The sequence below is a fragment of the Burkholderia mayonis genome, assembly GCF_001523745.2.
In the GTDB taxonomy this organism is placed as follows: Bacteria; Pseudomonadota; Gammaproteobacteria; order Burkholderiales; family Burkholderiaceae; genus Burkholderia; species Burkholderia mayonis.
The window spans coordinates 3,799,992-3,816,068 of record NZ_CP013386.1 but is presented as its reverse complement, the minus strand read 5'-3'; the positions used below and the strand labels follow the sequence as shown (position 1 = coordinate 3,816,068).

The following is a 16,077-nucleotide window of genomic DNA, read 5'->3' as shown; positions in this document are numbered from 1 at the left end:
CTCGCCTGCGGTCTTTCTTGATGGGGCAGTTTTCATGCATTCGCCGCCCAGCGCGCGAGCGCCTACTGGCGCGGGCTTCCGGCAGTTTCGCATGAGTGCGGATTCGTGCGTTTTGATGCGCGATGGTGCGATTTGATGCGCCGCTGCGCGCAATTTGTCCCCGCCCCACCTTCGAGCCGCACTATGGCGTGTTCACACTACATTGATTTAAGGTTATGCTTCGGGGATGGAAATCTCCGAAGCCCAATTCAAACAGATCGAACATTGCCTGCCGCGACAGCGAGGCAATGTGAGCCTGCCGAACCTGCAAGTGCTCAACGCGATCCTCTATGTTGCTGAGCACGGATGTAAATGGCGCGGCCTGCCGCCACGTTTCGGTCGCTGGCATACGATCTACACGCGCATGAATCGTTGGTCTCGCAACGGCGTACTGGACCGAGTGTTCACGGAGTTGCAGCGCGCACAGATTATTCGCGTCCGAATTGAAGCGGTATCGCTGGATAGCACGATCGTGAAGGTTCATCCTGACGGCACCGGTGCGTTAAAAAAAATGGACCCCAAGCTATCGGCAAGTCCCGTGGAGGATGGACAACCAAGATTCATATGGTTGCCGCGGATGCTCGAACAGCCATAATGTTCGCACTGTCGCCCGGTCAAGCCGGCGATGCGCCGCACGGACGTGCACTGCTCGAACGCCTGGGACCGCCGAATCGGCCGCTGCACCTGCTGATGGACAAGGCGTACGAAGGTAACGAAACCCGACAGCTCGCGCTCGATCTCGGTTTCATCCCGGTCGTTCCTCCGTTGAGCACGCGCGTCGAGCCTTGGGAGTACGACCGGGAAATGTACAAACGTCGCAACGAAGTCGAGCGGCTGTTCCGTCGATTGAAGGGCTTTCGTCGCATCTTCTCGCGCTTCGACAAACTCGATCTGATGTTCATTGCCTTTATCAACTTCGCCCTGATTGTCGAAGCCCTTCGATAGTGTGAACACGCCCTGGGCGAGTAAGCGTTCGATCAGTGTTGCGAGCCGGCTACAGCGTCCCGCCTCGGTCACTACCGAGTCGAACCTGAACAATCCTGGACGGCTTATACGGAAAGGCGGTGAGGCCGAAACGGTGTTGTTGGATTTGCAGGAAGCAGGCATATTGACGCGTGAATCCTGCAAATCCTGACGAGGTGTGGATGGGTCCGAAGTTGCCGGTGACAGAGGGAGATTTCTTCCGCCAACCGCTGCGCGAGCAGATCAATCTGAAGCATCCGTTGATTCGCCTGGCCGATCTGATCGACTGGGCTCGGTTGAGCGCGACGATGAGTGCGAGTTTCGCATCGTCTCGTGGCCGACCGGCAACGTCGCCGCGTTTGATCGCAGGGCTGCTGTACTTGCAGCACGCGTTCGACCTGTCGGATGAAGAGGTCGTCTGGCAATGGCTGGAGAACCCGTACTGGCAAGTGTTCACCGGCGAGACGTACTTGCAGACGAAACCGCCGATCGATCCGTCGAGCCTGACGCGCTGGCGTAAGCGCCTGGGCGAAGCCGGCGTTGAAGAACTGTTGGCTGAGACGATCGAAGCGGCCAAACGCGCAAAGGTCATCAAGACGACGAGCCTGAAGCGGGTGATTGTCGATACGACGGTGATGGAAAAGGCGATTGCGCATCCCACCGATTCGCGCCTGCTCGAACGTTGCCGGGAACATCTGGTGAAGGCCGCCGCCCAGCACGGGCTGAAGCTGCGGCAGAACTACAACCGCGAAGCGCCGCGTCTGGCGGGCCAGATCGGGCGCTATGCGCATGCGAAGCAGTACAAGCGGATGAAGAAGGCGCTGCGCACTTTGCGTTCACGAGTGGGGCGCGTGATGCGTGACGTGGAGCGGCAACTGGAAGGCGTTGTTCAGCAAAGTCGCGCGGAGTTGGAAGACTTGATCAGCCGCACGAAGCGGATTCTCACGCAGAAGCAGAAGGACAAAAACAAGCTGTATGCGCTGCACGCGCCGGAAGTGGAGTGCCTGGCGAAAGGCAAAGCGCGCAAGCCGTACGAATTTGGCGTGAAGGTGTCGATCACCACGACGCACAAGGAAGGTCTGGTAGTCGGAGCTCGTTCAATGCCGGGCAATCCATACGACGGGCACACGTTGGCCGAAGCGTTAGAACAAGCGGCGATCCTGAGCGATGTGCAGCCGGAGATCGCCGTCGTCGACCGCGGCTACAAGGGCGTCGCCGTCGATGGTGTGAAGGTCTATCACCCAGGTTTGCGACGCGGTATCACACGCGGCCTGCGAGCAATGATCCGGCGTCGCAGCGCAATCGAACCGGCCATCGGGCACATGAAGGCCGACGGCAAGCTCGATCGAAATTGGCTCAAGGGTTCGTTGGGCGATGCGATTCATGCGGTGCTGTGCGGCGCTGGCCACAACCTGCGGATGATCCTGCGCAACCTGCGGCTTTTTTACGCCCTGATTCTCGTCGCTTTGCTCAGCTTCCGAGCCGCTGCGCCGTCGGCGGCGTAGCTTCATCTGCGCGACAAAACGAATTGTTCAGGGCCGACTAGTTAGTAAATGTCGCCGCTTCGCTGTTGGAGTGCGAACGGGTGTTTTGCCATACCCGAGAAAGTAGCGGAATAAAAAAGATTCGATCCGGGCGCGATTTTTCTGGCTCTTACAGAATCTCAGGAATGTTGGCCAGAATGTCGCTTGAGTCGGGATGGGCAATTGATGCCCTGCTTGGACCGTAGCTTTCGCACCAGCTCCGAACGATGCTCCGGCGCCGAGGAAGTAGACGACTTTCTTCTTTTGTGCCATCGCGTCTAAGCAAGATCATATTGATGCACTATCATCCGCCGGGCGGACGGGGGGCGCAAGTACTGGAGGCCATTGGGCGCGTTTCCAATGCTATCCGGGATTCAGCCAGATAAGGCTCCGAAGCCCTTGCGATCGATCGTTTTGGAAACGCGATATTTATCTAAGTTATTGAAAGTGCTTGGTATTTCGAGTGCTTTGTAAGCATCTGCCGAGCAAAGCTGCTGCAATGTTGATGCGGCTCAGCAAAGTCGCGCGAGTGTAGCTAAAGTACACCTTGGATTGACTTGGCTGGCCTTGATTGACCTAGATTAGCCTTGGTTTTGCAATTTGCGAGTTGCGCAAGGTATTGATTTATAAGAACTTGTCAGGCGTAGGCAATACTCCGAAGGCAGTGCTCGGGTGGCAAGGGGCGGGGGATCAGAGTTGTCTGCCGGCAGACAGCAGTATGTGCGACGCACCAGACAACGGCCTGAAGGGCGTCCAGCCATCTCAACGGATGCGCATGGAACGTGGCCGGATTTTAGACGCTGTCTAATATTAGCTCTGCGGCGGCAAAGAAAAAGGGCTTGCACTTTCATGCAAGCCCTTGAATTCCTTGGTGGGGCGTGAGTGACTCGAACACTCGACCTACGGATTAAGAGTCCGCTGCTCTACCAACTGAGCTAACGCCCCAACAGAGCGAAAATTATGCATGGCATTTCTGGCCTTGTCTAGCCCTTTTTGCATTTTTCTTGGAATATTCTCGCCGGGCCTGCGCTGCCGTTCCGAACTCGCACGATCCGTCGCTTCTTGCGCGCTCCCGGTATGATGTCGCCCAAACCCTGTCGCGCGGCGGGCGCGCGGCTCTTTCTGGGCGTACGACGATGGACGAAAACACTGTCCGTGATTTGCTGGATCGGCTCCTTGCTCCGTGGGTCCGTTCTCTTTCCCTGACTCCCGTATCGGTTTCGGAGGAGGGCGTCACCCTCCGGCTGCCGTTCTCCGGCGAGCTTCGCCATTCGGGCGGCGTAATCTGCGGTCAGGTGTTCATGGCGGCTGCCGATACTGCGATGGTCGTCGCGATCTCCGCGGCGCTCGGCGAATTCCGGCCGATGACGACCGTCGCGCTCAACACCCACTTCATGCGCCCGGTCCGCAAGGGCGACGTGTTCATCACCGCCCGCGTGCTGAGGATGGGCCGTAATCTCGTGTTCGGCGAAATCGAGCTGTTCGACGAGGACGGCAAGATGGCCGTCCACGCGACATCGACCTACGCGCTCGTCTCCTGAGCGCCGGCGGCGGCAAACAGAGGCGAGGGGCGCATCCGATGTTCGATCAGGTCGTATTCGCGGGCGGCGGCAACCGATGCTGGTGGCAGGCGGGATTCTGGGATGTCGTGCGGCCCGCGCTCGACGTGCGGCCGCGCGTGATCGCCGGCATCTCGGCGGGCGCGGCGACCGCGTGCATGCTCTACACGCGCGATTCGCGTTGGGTGATGCGTTATTACGAAGAGACGCTCAAGCACAACCGGAAAAACGTCTACTGGGGCAACCTGCTGCGCGCCGAGCCGGTCTTCCCGCATTACCGGATCTACCGGCAGGCGCTCCTCGACATCTACGGCGAGCCGTTCGCGAAGCTCTCCGGCGCGCCCGAGATCCGTATCGGCGTGTCGCATGTGCCGCGCTGGCTCGGCGCGCGCAGCGCGGTCGCGGCGGGGCTTATCGCGTACAACATTGAGAAATACGTGCGCAAGACGCTCCATCCGACGCTCGGCCGCTCGCTCGGCTTTCGTCCGGAGTTCGTCCGCGCGCAGGATTGCGTGCGCGTCGACGAGCTTGCCGACCTCGTTCTCCAGTCGTCGTGCACGCCGCCGTTTACACCCGTCCTGCGCCGCAACGGCCGGCCGGTGCTCGACGGCGGGATGGTCGACAACGTGCCGGTCGGCGCGCTCGACGCGTCGCCGGGGCTTGTGCTCGTGATGGTGACGCGGCTTTATCCGCGTCCGCAGGCGTTCGTCGTCAACCACGGCAGCCAGCGGCGGCTCTACGTGCAGCCGTCGAGCAAGGTGCCGATCTCGAGCTGGGACTATACGAGCCCGCACCAGATGCAGCATGCGTATGATCTCGGTCGGCGCGATGGTGAGTGCTTCGTTACCACCGCATCGGATTTCGTCGGCGAATTCGGCGCGGTGCGCTGAGGCGGGAAGGTGCGGCGAATACGGTGAGGCAGCCGTTAGATCATCGGCGTGCGGTAGCCGACGCGCGCGACGGCGGCCGCGCGTCGCGCGCTGAGCTTCCACGTGCCGGTGCTCAGCGACGAATCCGTCCCTGATTGAGCGCTTCCGGATTCGCGACGCTCGATTGGTCGCCCGCGTCGAACGCGAGGATGTTCTTGAACGCGGCGCCGAAGTAGAGCTCATAGCTCTCGCGTTCGACGTAGCCGATATGTGGCGTGCAGATCACGTTTTCCATCCGCAGCAGGCTGTAGCCCTGCAGGATCGGCTCGCTCTCGTAGACATCGATCGCGACCATCCCCGGCCGGTTGCGCGCGAGCGCGGAGACGAGCGCGCTCTCGTCGAGCAGCTCCGCGCGGCTCGTATTGACGAAGAGCGACGTCGGCTTCATTCGCAGCAGGTCGTCGAGCTTGACGATGCCGCGCGTGTCGTCGTGCAGGCGCAGGTGCAGCGACAGCACGTCGGCCTGCTCGAAGAACGTTTCGCGGCTTTCGGCGGTCGCGAAGCCGTCGGCGCGCGCCGCTTCGAGCGAATGCTCGCGACCCCAGATCAGCACGTTCATCCCGAACGCCTTGCCGTAGCCGGCGACGAGCCGGCCGATCTTGCCGTAGCCCCAGATCCCGAGCGTCTGTCCGCGCAGCACCTGGCCGAGCCCGAAGTTCGGCGGCATCGCCGACGTCTTGAGGCCGGACTGCTGCCACGCGCCCTGCTTCAGATTCGCGACGTACTGTGGGATGCGCCGCTGCGCGGCCATGATGAGCGCCCAGGTCAGTTCGGCGGGTGCGATCGGCGAGCCCGTGCCCTCGAGCACGGCGATGCCGCGTTCCGTGCATGCGTCGAGGTCGATGTGGGTCGACACGCGGCCCGTCTGGCTGATCATGCGCAGATGCGGGAGCTTGCCGAGCAGTTGCGACGTGATGTGGGTGCGCTCGCGAATCAGCACGAGCGCTTCGACTTCCGCCAGGCGGCTCGCGAGCTGCCCTAGGCCGCGCACCGTGTTGTTGAAGATCTTCACTTCATGGTCGGCGAGCATCTCGAAGCAATTGAGCTTGCGGACGGCGTCCTGGTAGTCGTCGAGGATGGCAATTTTCATGGCGTGTTTCGGGATTCGCGCGGGATGAGCGATGTGAATTGGTGGCCGTCGCGCGTCGTCGCGCGCCGGTCCGGCCCGGTTTGGGGGCCGTAATGATGCTATGACGGCGGGGCAACAGGTGTATCTCTTTTTAACAGCTTGTTACGCGGCGCGGCAAGCGTCCATGCGCGGGCGGAGATCGCGCTGTTCAGGTCCCGCTTGATGCCGGCCGGGCGGCGAATCCGCCGTTTCTCAATTGGGCAATTTGCGGAGGGGAGATTGCTCAATTATTTCTTAATTCAGAACAGTTGGTCTATCCGGCTAGACAGGCTGAGCAAGTTCGAAGGTTTTTGTCGAGATTTCGCGGGAAGTTGAGCAACTCTGCATCTTTTTCGCTGTCGTAGGAAAATTACTCATTTGCTTCATATTTTTGAAGCGGTAACAGCGGTAGGAGTGGAGTATGGATCATTTGCAGTCGATGCGAGTGTTCGTCAAGGTCGCAGATCTCGGCAGTTTCGCCCGGGCAGCGAGTGCGATGGACATCTCGAACGCGGTCGCGACGCGCCACGTCGCCGACCTCGAAGGCCGGCTCGGCACCCGCCTTCTGAATCGCACCACCCGTAGTCTCTCGCTGACCGAATCCGGCCAAGTCTATCTGGAGCGGGCCCGCCAGATTCTCGACGAACTCGAAGACGTCGAGCAGATGGTCGTCGCGCGCAACCACGAGCCGGTGGGCACGCTGCGGATCGTCGCGCCCGTCGTGTTCGGCCTGCACAACCTCGCGCCGGTGCTACAGACCTATACGCAGCGCTTTCCGAAAGTCATTCCAGATCTGACCCTCGTCGATCGACAGGTCGATCTCGTCGAGGAAGGATTCGATGTCGGCATCGTGATTACCCGGCAGATGCGCAGCGCGAGCATCGTCACGCGCCGGCTGACGACGGGCTGCATGGTGGTCTGTGCAACGCCGAGCTATCTGGAAAAGCACGGCATGCCGATGCATCCCGAACACCTTGTCGAGCATCCGTGCCTGAGCCTGCCGTCCGAATACTGGGGCGACGAGCGCGTGTTCACCGGCCCGGACGGCGAGGTGCGTGTGCGGCCGTCGAATATCGTCGTCGCGAACAACACCGAAATGCTGCGCCAGTTCGCAATGCTCGGCATGGGCGTCGCGATCCTGCCGAGCTATCTGATCGGCAGCGACATCGCGCGCGGCAAGCTCGTGCGCCTGCTGAGCGAGTACCGGTTGCCGCAGGTCGAGATCAACATCGCGTATCCGAGCCGCCGGCACCTGCCGGCGAAGGTGCGCACGTTCATCGACCATCTCGTCGAGCACTTCAGCCAATCGCCCGACACGATGCTTGGCGAGCAATGGGCGACGCAGGGCAGCCTGGGGCAGCCCGTCGATGCGTTGCCGGCCGATGCGCTTGCCGAGCATCCGAGCGCTGATCCGGCGCTGTCGCCGCGTCTGCCGCGCGCGCCGCGCGCCCGCGCCGTCGTGCCGTCGCCGCTGTAACGCACGACGCCGCGCGCTCCTTGTCCGGCAAGTGCGCCACCGCGCGCCGGATCCTCCACCGCTAAAAGCAAAAGCGCGGGCTCATCGAGAGCCCGCGCTTTTGTTTGGATCGAAGCACTGCCGCGTTCGCGCCGGTCAGTAGCGCGACGCTTCGCGCGGCGCCGTGCCGCGCTGGCCGGCGGCCGCATATGCGCGCCGGCTGGACGCCGGATCAGGAACCCGTCTTGCGGGCCGGTGTCTTGCGCGCGGCCGTCTTGCGAGCGGGCGCGGCCTTCTTCTCGGTCTTTTCAGCGTCGTCCGCCGCCGCGTCGCCGGCCGTGGCCGTCGACTTGGATGCGGTCTTCTTCGCCGCCGCGGGTCGCGGCTCCTTCTTCTCGAACTCGAAGCCGATCTTGCCGTCAGCCTGCTTGACGAGATACGCCTTGAAGTTGCGTCCCGTGCGCGACGACTTGAAGTTCGGCAGCAGATCGGTGCGGCCGTTCTCGAGGAGCTTCGCCATCTGCTCGCGGGTGATCTCCTGCTGGAGGATCACCTTGCCGGAGCGGAAGTCGCAGGTCTTCGGGTTCGCGACCGAATGCTCGCAGACGTAGCTCATTCCGTGCTCGAACACGCGGCCCTTGCACTTCGGGCACGCGCCGACCGGCTCCTGCGCGGAGAAATCCGGCGCTTCGCCTTCTTCGCCGCCCTGCTCCTGGCCGAAGTCGAACTCGAGCTTGTAGTTTTTCGTCTCGTCGTCGAACGTGAGCTTGAGGATTGCGGAGAACGGCCGGCCCATCTTGCTGCGGAAGCCCGACAGCGGTCCGATCTCCTTCTTCTGCAGCAGCTCCTCGACTTCGTCGATCTCGAACTGCCGGCTGCCCGGAATCTTCGAAATCGAGAAGTCGCACTTCGTGCAGGCGAAGCGGCGGTAGTTCTCCTTCACCTGGCCGCCGCAATTCGGGCACGGCGTCTGGAGCGTCGCGTAGTCACCCGGGATCGTGTCGGAGTCGTACTCTTTCGCGCGCTTGACGATCGTCTGCGTCATCCGCGCGATTTCCTGCATGAACGCGTCGCGCTGCAGGTTGCCGCGCTCCATCTGCGCAAGCTTGTGCTCCCACTCGCCCGTCAGCTCGGGCGCCGTCAGCTCCTTCACGTCGAGGCCGCGCAGCAGGGTCATCAGTTGGAACGCCTTCGCTGTCGGAATCAGCTCGCGGCCCTCGCGCACGAGGTACTTCTCGCCGAGCAGGCCTTCGATAATCGCTGCGCGCGTCGCCGGCGTACCGAGGCCCTTCGCGGCCATCGCTTCGCGTAACTCGTCGTCCTCGACGAGTTTGCCCGCGCCTTCCATCGCCGACAGCAGCGTCGCTTCCGAGTAGCGCGCGGGCGGCTTCGTCGTGAGGCCGTGCGCGGCGATCTTGTCGGTCTTGACCTTCTCCTCCTTCTGCACCGGCACGAGATTGGCGTCGGCGCCCTCGGCGTCGCGGCCGTAAACCTGCAGCCAGCCCGGCTCGACGAGCACCTTGCCTTCCGTCTTGAAGTGGTGACCGGCCACCTCGGTGATCCGGGTCGTCACCTTGAATTCGGCGGCCGGGAAGAACACCGCGAGGAAGCGCTTGACGACGAGATCGTAGAGCTTCTGCTCCGGCTCGGACAGCGACTTCGGCGCCTGCAGCGTCGGGATGATCGCGAAGTGGTCGCTGATCTTCGAGTTGTCGAAGATCCGCTTGTTCGGCTTCACCCAGTTCTTGTCGAGCACCTGCTTCGCGTGCGGCAGGTAGTTGTTGCTCTCCTTCAGCATCTCGAGCGTCGACTTCACCGTGTCGAGGTAGTCCTCCGGCAGCGCGCGCGCGTCGGTACGCGGATAGGTGAGCACCTTGTGCTTTTCGTACAGCGCCTGGGCGAGGCCGAGCGTGTTCTTTGCCGAGAAGCCGAAGCGGCCGTTCGCCTCGCGTTGCAGGCTCGTCAGATCGAAAAGGAGTGGCGAGAGCTGCGTCGACGGCTTCGATTCCTCGGTGACGGTGCCGATCTGGCCGCGGCACGCGGCGACGATCGTCTCAGCGGCGGGCAGGCTCCAGAGGCGCGAGTCGCGCTTCTCGGGATCGAATTCGTCCTTCTTGAATTTCGGATCGAACCAGCGGCCTTCGTAGAAGCCGCCTGCGCAGACGAATTCCGCACGCACTTCCCAGTAATCGCGCGGCACGAAGCGGCGGATCTTCTCCTCGCGCTCGACGACGATCGACAGCGTCGGCGTCTGAACGCGGCCGACCGTCGTGAGGAAGAAGCCGCCGCCCTTGCTGTTGAACGCGGTCATCGCGCGCGTGCCGTTGATGCCGACGAGCCAGTCGGCTTCCGAACGGCAGCGGGCGGCATCGGCGAGCGGCTGCATGTCCGAGTCGGTGCGCAGGTGCGCGAAGCCGTCGCGGATCGCGGCGGGCGTCATCGACTGGAGCCACAGGCGCTGAACCGGCTGCTTCGCCTTCGCGTGCTGCGCGATCAGGCGGAAGATCAGCTCGCCCTCGCGCCCCGCGTCACATGCGTTGACCAGGCGGTCGACGTCCTTGCGCTTGATCAGCTTCGTCAGCACCTTGAGGCGCGACTCGCTTTTCGCGATCGGATTCAGATCAAAATGGGGTGGGATGACGGGCAGGTGCGCAAAGCTCCACTTGCCGCGCTTGACCTCGTATTCCTCGGGCGCGGCGATTTCGAGCAGGTGGCCAACCGCCGACGACAGGACGTATTCGTCGTTTTCGTAGTATTCGTCATGCTTGGTAAAGCCGCCCAAAGCGCGCGCGATGTCGTTCGCGACAGAAGGCTTTTCCGCAATGATGAGTGCTTTCGACATGACAGTGTGTATTGGTAGACCGGGCGAGCCCGACTGCGGGCCCTTTTACGACGGCTTTATAGCACACGGCGCCGAAACGGCGGCCGGCGTGAGCAAAAAGCGGGTCATCATAAGTGGGGGCAAGGGCGGCGGCAAGTCCGCCGCGCGTCCTCTCGCGTAAACGAGCGATAAAGCTGCATTCCGCAGCCGATATTTCGGGGCCGGATGGTTTTAGCCGAACAAATTGCGCAATTTCGGTGCGTGCGGCGCGCCCGGCAGCGCGGTCAGGTCGGACAGCATTCGTTCGACGATTGTCGCGTGTGGCAGCACGGTGCCGAAGAAACGGACCGCGTTCGCGTCCTCGATCAAGAGCGTCGGGAAATTTTCGACGTCGAGGTCGTCGAGCCGATCTGCGTGCGTTTCGATGTCGATCCACGCGAAACAGGCGTCGGGGTGCGCGTCGGCGAGCCGGTCGAACGCAATACGGTATTCGCGGCAGCTGCCGCACCATTCGGCGCACAGGCAGGCGACGAGCAGCGTATCGGGATTCCGGAGGCGCTCGGCGATCCGATCTTCGTCGGTGTCGAGGTTCAGCGCGGGCATTGGCGGTTTTCCTTGCATCGTAAGGTGGCGGCGGCGCGGGCAAAGGCCCAAGCGGACGCCTACTCGCCGGAATGTAGCACGGCGCCCGTCCTGCGCGCTTGAGCGGGCTCCCGCGCGCCGTCGATGCGGGTGTAGCGGCCGCCCGGCAGCGCCGTGATGCGCCCGGCCAGTTCCAGACGCAGCAGCAACTGATGCAGGGCGTCGCTCGCGAGCGAAGTGCGCTGTGCGAGCAGATCGAGCGGCACCGGGCCGTATCCGATTGCTTCGAGCAACCGGCGTGCGTCGGTGTCCAGGCCGGCGTCCGCCGCGGCGTCGGCGGGCGCGTTGCGGCTCGCGACCGCCGGCCGGGCGGGATCGAGGCCGAATTCGTCGAGCACGTCGGTCGCGGTCTCGACGAGCTTCGCGCCGTCGCGAATCAGCGCGTGACAGCCTTGCGACAGCGGCGCGTGGATCGAGCCGGGGATCGCGAACACATCGCGTCCCATGTCGTTCGCGAGCCGCGCGGTGATGAGCGAGCCGGAGCGCGGCGCCGCCTCGACGATCAGCACGCCGCCGGACAGCGCGGCGATCAGCCGGTTGCGCTGCGGGAAATGGGCGGCGCGCGCCGGCGTGCGGAGTGGCCATTCGGAGACGAGCGCGCCGCGCTCGGCGATCTCGTGTGCGAGCGCGTGGTGGCAAGCCGGGTAGACGAGGTCCGCGCCGGTGCCGATCACGGCGACGGTGCTGCTTGCTCCGTCGAGTCCGCCGCGGTGCGCGGCGCCGTCGATGCCGCGCGCGAGGCCGGACACGATCGCAAGGCCCGAGTCCGACAGTTCGCGCGCGAAGCGCGTCGCGTCGGCGAGCCCCTGCGGGGTTGCGTCGCGGCTGCCGACGATCGCAACGGCCTGCGCATGAAGCAGCGCGATGCCTCCTTTTATATATAGCAGCGGCGGTGGATCGTAGAGCTCGGCGAGCGTGCCCGGATACGCGGGATCGTGCCGGGTCACGAGCGCGTTGCCGGGTGCGTCGAGCCACGCGAGCGTTTCGTCGACACGCCGCTCGAAATCGTCGGCGGACGGCGCGAGTACCGCGCGAGCGGCCGCGTCGCCGATAAGCGCCGCCAGTTCCGCATGCGACGCCCCGAAAAGCGCCTCGGGCGATGCGAACGCGCCTATGAGCGCCGCCCAGGCGCTGGCCGGCACGCCGGGCGCGCCCGCAAGCCGCAGCCAGCCAGCGAGCTCGGCGCGCGTCAGCGACAGCGGCGACATGACGAAGTCCCCCTCGAGAAGCGCGGCCTGCGAGCCGCGTGGTGCCGTGATAAAATTTTCATCATCCGAAATAGAACGAATGCCACGCGCGCAGGCCCGCGGCGATTGGCCGGTCATTGCGGCGCGCGGCGCATTCTGCGCGTCGTCGAAACCATCTTGAGGCTGGCGCGCGTGTCGCGGCAGTCGGCCAAACGGCCGATGCGGGTGAGTCGTTCGTCTCTCAACACTGAACATCATGGCTTTGCTGAACATCCTTCATTACCCCGACAGACGGCTGCACAAGGTGGCCAAGCCGGTCGACAAGATCGACGACCGCATCCGCAAGCTCGTCGCCGACATGGCCGAGACGATGTACGCGGCGCCCGGCATCGGCCTCGCGGCGACGCAGGTCGACGTGCATGAGCGCGTGATCGTGATCGACGTCTCCGAGGACAAGAACGAGCTGCGCGTCTTCATCAATCCGGAGATCGTCTGGACGGGCGACGGCAAGCAGGTATACGAGGAAGGCTGCCTGTCGGTGCCCGGCGTCTACGACGAAGTCGAGCGCCCGGACCGCGTGCGCGTGCGCGCGCTCAACGAGCAAGGCGAGACGTTCGAGATCGATTGCGAAGGGCTCCTCGCGGTGTGCATCCAGCACGAGATGGATCACCTGATGGGGCGCGTGTTCGTCCAGTATCTGTCGCCGCTCAAGCAGAGCCGGATCAAGACGAAGATGAAGAAACTCGAACGCGCGATGTGACGCGCGCGGCTGCTTCCCGATTCATTCGCACATGACACATTCACTGCGGGTCATTTTTGCCGGCACGCCGGAATTCGCCGCGGCGGCGCTCGCCGCGATCCATGAAGCCGGCTTTCCGGTGCCGCTCGTGCTGACGCAGCCCGATCGCCCGGCGGGGCGCGGGATGAAGCTGCAGGCGAGCGCCGTGAAGCGCTACGCGCTCGAGCACGGCATCGCGGTCGCGCAGCCGCCGTCGCTGCGCCGAACGGGCAAGTGCCCGGTCGAGGCTGCCGCCGCGCTCGATCTACTGCACGCGACGCCTCACGACGTGATGGTCGTCGCCGCATACGGCCTTCTGCTGCCGCAGGAAGTGCTCGACTTGCCGCGCCACGGCTGCATCAACATCCACGCATCGCTGCTGCCGCGCTGGCGCGGCGCCGCGCCGATTCATCGCGCGATCGAGGCGGGCGATGCGGAAACCGGCGTCACGCTGATGCAGATGGACGCCGGCCTCGACACGGGCGCGATGCTGCACGACGCGCGCGTCGAGATCGCGCCCGACGACACGACGGTGACGCTGCACGACAAGCTCGCGGCGGCGGGCGCGCACCTCATTGTCGACGCGCTCGCCGAGCTCGAGCGCGAGGGCTTGCTCGCCGCGACGCCGCAGCCGGCCGACGGCGTCACCTATGCCGAGAAGATCGGCAAGCACGAGGCGGCGCTCGACTGGCGCAAGCCGGCCGCCGCGCTCGCGCGGCAGGTGCGCGCGTTCGACCCGTTTCCGGGCGGCGCGGGCACGCTCGACAGCACCACGCTCAAGCTGTGGGCGGCGGAAGCGGTGGCGGCGCCCGGCGGCGGTGCGCCCGGCACGATCATCGATGCCGGCCCGGACGGCGTCGTAATCGCGTGCGGCGAAGGCGCGCTGCGCGTCACCCAGTTGCAGAAGCCGGGTGGCAAGCGGCTGCCAGCGCGCGAGTTTCTCGCGGGCGCGCCGCTTGCGGCCGGTCAGCGCTTCGCGCTGCCCGACGCCGCATAATTTCGTCGCCTGCCTGTAGTTCATCGGAATCGCGCGCGTCGCGCAATCGGCCGAACGGCCAGGTCGCGCGACGCAGGACGCGCGCGTAGAATTCTTTGACGTCAGTATCGAGGGATCGGCATGTTCGGCATTACCCATCTTGGCTTGTTCGTCGCGGCGGTTTTCCTGTTGAACATCACGCCGGGGCCCGACACCGCGTACATCGTCGGCCGCAGCGTCGCACAGGGGCGCGGTGCGGGCCTCCTGTCCGCGCTCGGCATCTCGGCCGGCTGTTGCGTGCACGTACTCGCATGCGCGTTCGGCCTGACGGCGGTGCTCGCGGCGTCGGCTACCGCGTTCACGGTTATCAAGATCGTCGGCGCGGCCTATCTCGTCTACCTGGGCGTGCGTCTCGTCTTCGCGAAGCAGGAGCCTGCGGCCGAGCAGACCGCACGGCGCGGTGTGGACAAATCGCTGCGCCAGCTTTTCATGCAAGGGTTCCTGACCAACGTGCTGAACCCGAAGGTGGTGCTGTTCTTCGTGTCGTTCTTCCCGCAGTTCGTCTCGGCTGACAGCAGCCACAAAGTGCTCGCGTTCCTGACGCTGGGCGGGGTGTTCCTCGCGATGAGCACCGTGTGGTCGTGCATCGTCGCTTGGGTCGCGGGCACCGTCACGCAGCGCTTCGCCGGCAAGCCTGGTGTGAAGAAATGGCTCGACCGCGGCGTCGGCAGCGCGTTCGTTGGGCTCGGCGTCAAGCTCGCGACATCGACGCGCTGAGGATTGAATTTTCTCGATACGCTCTTATCTAACAGATTGCTTACAATTGTGCGCCGCCGTCGATGAGCGTGCGGCGCGGTCCCCGCAGACGGATAAGGAGTGGGAAACATGTTCAATTGGGTCAAAACGGCGATCCTGATGGCCGCGATCACGGCCCTGTTCGTCGTGATCGGCGGCATGATCGGCGGATCGCGCGGGATGACGATCGCGTTGCTGATCGCGCTCGGTATGAATTTCTTCTCGTATTGGTTCTCGGACAAGATGGTTCTGCGCATGTACAACGCGCAGGAAGTCGATGAAACCACGGCGCCGCAGTTCTACCGGATGGTGCGCGAGCTCGCGACGCGCGCGAACCTGCCGATGCCGCGCGTCTACTTGATCGACGAGGACCAGCCGAACGCGTTCGCGACCGGCCGCAATCCCGAGCACGCGGCCGTCGCCGCGACGACGGGTATTCTGCGTGTGCTGTCCGAGCGCGAGATGCGCGGCGTGATGGCGCACGAACTCGCACACGTGAAGCACCGCGACATCCTGATCTCGACGATTTCCGCGACGATGGCGGGCGCGATCTCGGCGCTCGCGAACTTCGCGATGTTCTTCGGCGGGCGCGACGAGAACGGCCGTCCGGCCAACCCGATCGCGGGCATCGCGGTTGCGTTGCTCGCGCCGATCGCGGGCGCGCTGATCCAGATGGCGATCTCGCGTGCGCGCGAGTTCGAGGCGGACCGCGGCGGTGCGCAGATTTCGGGCGATCCGCAAGCGCTCGCGTCGGCGCTCGACAAGATCCACCGCTACGCGTCGGGCATTCCGTTTCAGACGGCGGAGCAGCATCCGGCCACCGCGCAGATGATGATCATGAATCCGCTGTCGGGCGGCGGGCTGCAGAACCTGTTCTCGACGCACCCGGCCACCGAGGAACGGATCGCGAGGCTGATGGAAATGGCGCGCACCGGCCGATTCGATTGACGAATCTTGTCGCAACGACGACGTGCTCGTAAGGGGGCGTCGCGACGGTAGCTGCTTCCGATGCGCTTCGGCGCGCCGCGAACCTCCGAACCCTGCATGCTTTGCGCTGCGGGGTTCGCCGTTTGCGGCGGGGCGGCGGCGTTTGGGTATGCGGATTCTGCGAGGAGCCGCTGGCGGGCTACCGCGAATCGCGTCGTTATTGCTTCGAACACATCGCGCCCATCGCGCACGGTCGTCGCGGACACATCGAGACTCCGAAGCGCAAAGCGAAGAAACAGGTTGCCGCCTGGCGGCCGCACCGTAAAAACTGATGTTGCTTGTTGCTTGTTGCTTGTTGCTTGTTGCTTGTTGCT

Annotated in this window: 13 protein-coding genes and 1 tRNA gene; 9 read left to right on the top strand and 5 right to left on the bottom strand. The window is 64.1% G+C overall.

Going from position 1 to position 16,077, the window contains the following annotated elements; genetic code table 11:
* Positions 1-226: 226 nt before the first annotated feature.
* A protein-coding gene (locus tag WS70_RS18565; RefSeq protein ID WP_108033982.1) for an IS5 family transposase occupies positions 227-984 on the top strand; the annotation gives its coding sequence in 2 pieces (ribosomal slippage) (positions 227-542 and positions 542-984; 759 coding nt in all).
* A gap of 200 nt (positions 985-1,184) precedes the next feature.
* Entirely contained in the window at positions 1,185-2,507 is a 1,323-nt protein-coding gene (locus tag WS70_RS18560; RefSeq protein WP_108033981.1) for an IS5 family transposase, read from the top strand.
* An 887-nt stretch (positions 2,508-3,394) separates the two neighbouring features.
* Here WS70_RS18560 and WS70_RS18550 read toward each other — a convergent pair.
* Positions 3,395-3,470: transfer RNA gene (locus WS70_RS18550), tRNA-Lys, on the bottom strand.
* Positions 3,471-3,661: 191 nt separating this feature from the next.
* Between WS70_RS18550 and WS70_RS18545 the strand changes: the two genes are divergently transcribed.
* Both WS70_RS18545 and WS70_RS18540 read left to right on the top strand, forming a co-directional pair.
* The gene (locus WS70_RS18545) at positions 3,662-4,066 is read left to right on the top strand and encodes a PaaI family thioesterase (RefSeq protein WP_059471455.1); all 405 of its coding nucleotides are present in this window, start codon (positions 3,662-3,664) and stop codon (positions 4,064-4,066) included.
* A gap of 38 nt (positions 4,067-4,104) precedes the next feature.
* The gene (locus tag WS70_RS18540; RefSeq protein WP_059471456.1) at positions 4,105-4,974 is read left to right on the top strand and encodes a patatin-like phospholipase family protein; all 870 of its coding nucleotides are present in this window, start codon (positions 4,105-4,107) and stop codon (positions 4,972-4,974) included.
* Positions 4,975-5,086: 112 nt separating this feature from the next.
* On the opposite strand, the gene WS70_RS18535 is transcribed toward WS70_RS18540, so the two are convergent.
* A complete protein-coding gene (locus tag WS70_RS18535) occupies positions 5,087-6,103 on the bottom strand; it encodes a D-2-hydroxyacid dehydrogenase family protein (protein ID WP_059471457.1) in 1,017 nt (338 codons plus the stop codon).
* 439 nt (positions 6,104-6,542) lie between these two features.
* On the opposite strand from WS70_RS18535, the gene WS70_RS18530 reads away from it, so the two are divergent.
* Positions 6,543-7,598 carry a LysR family transcriptional regulator gene (locus WS70_RS18530; protein ID WP_059471458.1) on the top strand — a complete coding sequence of 352 codons (1,056 nt, stop codon included), beginning with the start codon at positions 6,543-6,545 and terminating at the stop codon, positions 7,596-7,598.
* A gap of 211 nt (positions 7,599-7,809) precedes the next feature.
* Here the strand turns inward: WS70_RS18530 and WS70_RS18525 are convergent, their stop codons facing one another.
* The 3 genes from WS70_RS18525 to dprA all read right to left on the bottom strand — a co-directional run bounded on the left by WS70_RS18525 (position 7,810) and on the right by dprA (position 12,248).
* Entirely contained in the window at positions 7,810-10,419 is a 2,610-nt protein-coding gene (locus tag WS70_RS18525; RefSeq protein ID WP_059598192.1) for a DNA topoisomerase III, read from the bottom strand.
* A gap of 210 nt (positions 10,420-10,629) precedes the next feature.
* Positions 10,630-11,001, bottom strand: a complete 372-nt coding sequence (locus tag WS70_RS18520) for a thioredoxin family protein (protein WP_059471460.1) — start codon at positions 10,999-11,001, stop codon at positions 10,630-10,632.
* Positions 11,002-11,060: 59 nt separating this feature from the next.
* Positions 11,061-12,248, bottom strand: a complete 1,188-nt coding sequence (gene dprA, locus WS70_RS18515) for a DNA-processing protein DprA (protein WP_059471461.1) — start codon at positions 12,246-12,248, stop codon at positions 11,061-11,063.
* Positions 12,249-12,483: 235 nt separating this feature from the next.
* Here dprA and def point away from each other — a divergent pair, with 235 nt between their 5' ends.
* The 4 genes from def to htpX all read left to right on the top strand — a co-directional run bounded on the left by def (position 12,484) and on the right by htpX (position 15,724).
* The gene (gene def / locus WS70_RS18510) at positions 12,484-12,987 is read left to right on the top strand and encodes a peptide deformylase (protein WP_059471462.1); all 504 of its coding nucleotides are present in this window, start codon (positions 12,484-12,486) and stop codon (positions 12,985-12,987) included.
* 31 nt (positions 12,988-13,018) lie between these two features.
* A complete protein-coding gene (fmt, locus tag WS70_RS18505) occupies positions 13,019-14,002 on the top strand; it encodes a methionyl-tRNA formyltransferase (protein WP_059471463.1) in 984 nt (327 codons plus the stop codon).
* Between the two features lie 120 nt (positions 14,003-14,122).
* Complete coding sequence (locus tag WS70_RS18500; RefSeq protein ID WP_059471464.1) at positions 14,123-14,758, top strand: LysE family translocator; 636 nt, start codon at positions 14,123-14,125, stop codon at positions 14,756-14,758.
* A gap of 108 nt (positions 14,759-14,866) precedes the next feature.
* Positions 14,867-15,724, top strand: coding sequence for a zinc metalloprotease HtpX (gene htpX / locus WS70_RS18495; protein ID WP_010113215.1), 858 nt, complete (start codon positions 14,867-14,869; stop codon positions 15,722-15,724).
* Positions 15,725-16,077: the final 353 nt, after the last annotated feature.